This window comes from Rhodococcus sp. (in: high G+C Gram-positive bacteria), assembly GCF_049286785.1.
Taxonomy (GTDB): Bacteria; Actinomycetota; Actinomycetes; order Mycobacteriales; family Mycobacteriaceae; genus Rhodococcus_F.
Genome location: NZ_JBAQEO010000598.1, coordinates 1 through 4,960, shown reverse-complemented (window position 1 = coordinate 4,960; position 4,960 = coordinate 1). Strand labels below are relative to the sequence as shown.

Below are 4,960 nucleotides of genomic sequence, written 5' to 3'. Positions count from 1 at the left end.
GGTCGCCTTCACCGTCAAGGTCGCCCTCCTCGGCGGTGCGATAGCCGTCGCGGAAGTGTTCCTGGCCAAGTGGCGACTGTTTCGGGTGCCCGAACTGCTGGCGGTGTCGTTCCTGTTCGGTTCCCTCGCCGTGTCGGCGTCGTTCTTCCTGGAGGGATGAGCATGATCCTGTTCACCGAGACGCTCGATCTGGCGTGCGGGGCATTCCTGCTCACGGCGATCGCCACGCTGTGGCTGCGCGACCTCGCGGCGATCGTCCGGCTGGCGACAGCGCAGGCCGTCGTGCTGTCCGTCATCAGCGTGCTGGTGGGAGTACAGACCGAGAACGCGGGACTGTTCGCAATCGCCTTGGTCATATTTCTGCTCAACGGCGTACTGACGCCCGCTGGGCTGGGCAGACTCCTGCGCGGCCAGTCGTCGGTGACCGCGCTACCGCTGGGCCAGTCGTCCGTGACCGCGCTTCCGCTGGTCAACGTCCCGGCGTCGATGGTGGCCGCTGTCGTATTGACGCTGCTGGCGTATGCGGTGAGCCGTCCGGTGGTCGGGCTGGTCCCCGCCGAGACGACACGGGTCATCCCGCTTGCACTTGCGGTGGTCTTCGTGGGTTTCTTCGCCGTGATCACCCGTCGGCCCGCGCTCGCGCAAGCGGTGGGAGTACTCCTGTTGTGCAACGGAGTCATGGCGACAGCGTTGCTGTCCACGGGCAGCGCGGCGGTCGTGACAATGACGGTGACCCTGGACCTGCTGTTATGGATCGTGTTGCTCACCATCGGTGACCGGACCGAGTTCGACGGGGCCGAACCCGACACGCTGAGGCAGCTGCGGGACTGATGGCGGACGAGCGGATGCGGCGCGAGGAGGGTTGCCATGCTGGGCGGGTATGACGCGGTGGCCCTGGAGTGGTCGGCGCCGGATTCTGTCGTGCCGGCGCTGCTGGCTCTTCCGATCATCGCCCCGCTGCTGGTGGCGGTCGCCGCCGCCCTGGCCGGCTGGAGGCGAAGTATCGGATGGGTCACCGTCTGGGCGAGCGTGATCATCGGACTCGACGGTGTAGCCACCTCTCTCGCGACGGTCGACGGTTCCGTCCTGACCGCCGGCCCGCTGCGTGCAGACGCGCTCTCGGCAGTGATGCTCCTGGTTGTCGGAGTGGTGGCCGTCGTGGCAACCTGGGCCGGGGTGTATCACGTCGATGCCGAGGTGCGGGCAGGACGCACCACCCCCGCGCAGACACGGACCTTCGGCGTGGGAGTGTCTGTGTTTCTCGCGGCGTCGTCCGTCGCGGTATCGGCGGGCAGCCTTGCCATGCTGTGGATCGCCGTGGAGGCGATGACCGTTGCGACAGCCGCGCTCATCGGTTCGGCAGGCACTCGCGCCGCGTGGGAAGCGAAATGGAAGTTCGTGGTCATCACCTCCGTCGGACTCGCCATGGCGGGATTGGGAACGGTGCTGGTCTATGTCGCTGCAGGCAACGGGGCGGCGAGTGAACACCGCTCCTCGGACTGGGCCTACCTGGCCGAGCACGCCGACCTGCTCGACCCGGGAGTGTTGCGGATCGCGTTCCCACTGCTGCTGATCGGCTTCGGAACCGCAGCCGGGCTGGTTCCCCTGCACAGCTGGCTGCCCGACGCGCACGGCCAGGCCCCGGCCCCCGTCTCGGCCCTGATGTCGGGGTGCCTGCTGGCCGTGGCCGTCTACGCGCTGCTCCGCTGCCACCGCGTCGTGACGGTCGGGCTGGGCGAGGGATTCGTTCGGGCACTGTTGCTTGCAGTCGCTCTGGCATCGCTGGCAGTGGCGGTGTCGATGCTGATAGTCCAGCGGGACTACATGCGTTTACTCGCCTACTCGAGCATGCAGTACATGGCTGTCGCTGTGTTCGGACTGGCGATCGGTACGCCGATCGCGGTGGCCGCGGTTCTGCTGCACCTGCTCGGTCACGGCCTCGGCAAGGCGGTCCTGTTCTGTGGGGCGGGGCAGATCTCGGCCTGCGAGGGCAGCACCGAATTCGACGGACTGCGCGGAATGCTCACCCGTCATCCCGCCGCAGCCGGGGTCTCGGTTCTTGCCCTGGCCGCTCTGCTCGGATTTCCTCCGTTCAGTCCCTTCGCCAGCATGCACACCCTCGTGAACGCGGGCATGGGTTCGGGACTTGTGGCGGCAACCGCGGTGGCGGCCGCTGCGGTGATCGTCTTGTTCATCGTCATCGCGGCCCGCGTGACCCCGATGTTCTTCAGCTCCGCTTCACCGGTGGCCGGCGCGCCCGCGGTGACGGCCGACCGGCTGCAGACCGTCCCCTTGGTGTTGGGCCTGACCGGGTTGGCGCTGCTCGGGATATTCGTCTTCCCGTTGCACGATCTGTTGACCACCGCCGGCGCGATCGTGGTAGCCCGATGACCGGCGACGGCGCGTTCTCCATGAACCTGCGCAGCAACCGGGGCACCCGAACCGTCACCGCAGACGAACTGTCACCGACAGCGGACACACTTCTCGGACAGGGTTTCCGTCTCGCATCGATTGCTGCACACGAGGAAACCGACGAGTTCCGGATCGTCTATCTCTTCATCGCGGGCCCACCGGACCGACGCGTCGAACTGGTGATGCGGACGGACAAGGCCTCCCCCACGGTCCCCACACTGGCCTCGTCGTCCTTCCCGGCCAGCCGATTCGAACGGGAGATGCGTGACCTTTACGGCATCACTCCCGAGAACCATCCGCTGGCACGCAGACTCGTACGGCATCAGCACTGGCCCCAGGGCTGGTATCCGATGCGCGACGACGCCGGCCCGGCGCCGGAATTCGGCTCCACCGACGAGCCGTATCCCTTCGTCACCGTGCGTGGCCCGGGTGTCTACGAGATACCCGTGGGTCCGGTGCATGCCGGTCTGATCGAGCCCGGCCACTTCCGGTTCTCCGTGGTGGGGGAAACCATCCTCAAGCTCAAGGTGCGACTGTGGTTCACCCACAAGGGGATCGAGAAGCTCGCCGAGGGCAGGACGGTCGACGACGCGCTGGCGTTGGCCGAACGTATCTCCGGCGATACCACCGTGGGGCACACCCTGGCGTACTGCCTCGCCGTCGAGGACGCCGCGCAGTGGACGGTTCCCGGGAACGCGGCGGTTCTGCGGGCGATACTGCTCGAACTCGAACGCATCTACAACCACGTCGGAACCCTCGGTGGACTGTGCAACGACGTCGGATTCGCGATCATGAACAGTCATGCCATGGACGTGCGCGAGCAACTCATGCGACTGGGCGCCGCCATGACCGGACACCGGTTGTTCCGCGACGGTGTGTTCCCGGGGGGCGCGCAGGTCCGGTCGCTGCCCGACCCCGCCGTACTCGCCCGGATCGGCGAGGACGTGGCCGCGATCGCCGACCTCGCGCTGCGCAACAGCACCGTGCGCGACCGGTTCACCGGCACCGCCGTCCTGACCGCGCAGTCCGTCCGCGACCTGGGTGCACTCGGCCCGGTCGCGCGCGCATCCGGCGTCGATCCCGACGCCCGCCGCAACCATCCGTTCCTGGCCGAGGCCGCCGGAGTCGGCTCGACGACCCGCACCGCGGGAGATGTCATGGCCCGCTTCCTGGTTCGCGCCGACGAGGTCGCCCATTCGATCGACCTGCTGCAGCACCTCCTCCCGATGGCCGCACCGGGTCGCCACGCCGGACCCCGCCCGCCGCACGCCGGCCCGGCCTCGGGGGTGGGACTGGTGGAGGGTTGGCGCGGAACCATCGTGCACCGGGTGGAAACCCGCGGCAATACCCTGACCAGGTTCAAGATCGTCGATCCGTCGTTTCTGACCTGGCCGGCGCTGCCCGTTGCCCTGGCGGAGACGATCGTGCCCGATTTCCCCCTGACCAACAAGAGCTTCAACCTCTCCTATGCGGGTAACGATCTGTGACGGTGGGTTCGCGACCCCCACACGATCCGGTGTTACCCACCTCTTGCCTTGCCGATCGCGGCGGAGGACCGTGGAAGGCGTCGGATTGACCCGTCGGCGCCGTGGGGCGCCGCCTGAACAGAAGGGTGTCGACCGTGTACGCACGCTCTACCACCATTCATGCGCATCCGTCGTTCATCGATGTCGGGATCAAGCACATGCGCGATACCGTGATGCCAGTCCTTGCGGATATGGGGGGATGCGCCGGATTGTCCTTGCTCGTGGACCGTGACTCCGGCCGGTGCATCGCCACCAGTTCCTGGATGGACGAGGAGTCGCTCCGCGCGAGCGAAGGGCCGGTCCATCATCTCCGTGAGCACACCGCCGAGGTCTTCCACGGCGACACCGCGGTCACGCGGTGGGACATCGCGCTCCTCCACCGCGACCATCCGTCGCAACGCGGCGCCTGCGTGCGGGTCTCGTGGTTCAAGGTGGAACCGGGACACGTGGATCACGCGGTCGACGTGTTCAAGATGGCGTCGCTGCCCTCGATGCAGGAACTCGACGGGTTCTGCAGCGCCAGCCTGCTCGTCGACCATGCTGCCGGCCGCATGGTGTCGTCGGTGACCTTCGACAGCACCGAGACGATGCGAGGCAACACGGAGCAGCTCGAGGCTGTGACCGCGGCGGCAAACCACGAGGCGGCCACCGAAACGATCGAGGTGGCCGAGTTCGAGCTGGCCATCGCTCATCTGCACGTCCCCGAGATGGCCTAGGCCGGAAAGTACCCCAGGCTCAGGAGGGCCGGCACATGAAGGCGCTGGTGTTTCACGGACCGGGGCAGCGAGCATGGGAGGACGTGCCCGACCCGCGCATACAGGACCCCGGCGACGCGATCGTCCGGGTGGACGCGGTCACCATCTGCGGCACCGATCTGCACATCCTCGGCGGCGACGTCCCCGAGGTCACCGACGGCCGGATTCTCGGCCACGAGGCGGTCGGCACCGTCGTCGAGGTGGGGCCGGGTGTGCAGAACCTCTCACCCGGCGACAGGGTGCTCGTCTCCTGCATCACCGCATGCG

Annotated in this window: 5 protein-coding genes and 1 pseudogene; all 6 read left to right on the top strand. The window is 67.6% G+C overall.

Translation table 11 applies throughout. The features are described 5' to 3' along the window. Positions 1-160, top strand: a pseudogene (locus WAW17_RS21975) (formate hydrogenlyase); the annotation flags it as partial. Continuing rightward, positions 157-831 (top strand): hypothetical protein, encoded by a 675-nt coding sequence (locus WAW17_RS21970; protein WP_422335031.1) that lies wholly within the window; start codon positions 157-159, stop codon positions 829-831. The pseudogene WAW17_RS21975 and the gene WAW17_RS21970, both read left to right, overlap by 4 nt. Before the next feature lie 36 nt (positions 832-867). After that, a complete protein-coding gene (locus tag WAW17_RS21965) occupies positions 868-2,391 on the top strand; it encodes a proton-conducting transporter membrane subunit (RefSeq protein ID WP_422335030.1) in 1,524 nt (507 codons plus the stop codon). Then, complete coding sequence (locus tag WAW17_RS21960; protein ID WP_422335029.1) at positions 2,388-3,899, top strand: NADH-quinone oxidoreductase subunit C; 1,512 nt, start codon at positions 2,388-2,390, stop codon at positions 3,897-3,899. Before WAW17_RS21965 ends, WAW17_RS21960 begins: the two co-directional genes overlap by 4 nt. 125 nt (positions 3,900-4,024) lie before the next feature. Beyond that, entirely contained in the window at positions 4,025-4,654 is a 630-nt protein-coding gene (locus WAW17_RS21955; protein WP_422335028.1) for a hypothetical protein, read from the top strand. A 35-nt stretch (positions 4,655-4,689) separates the two neighbouring features. Further along, the coding region (locus WAW17_RS21950; protein ID WP_422335027.1) for an alcohol dehydrogenase catalytic domain-containing protein at positions 4,690-4,960 on the top strand (271 nt) is incomplete at its 3' end.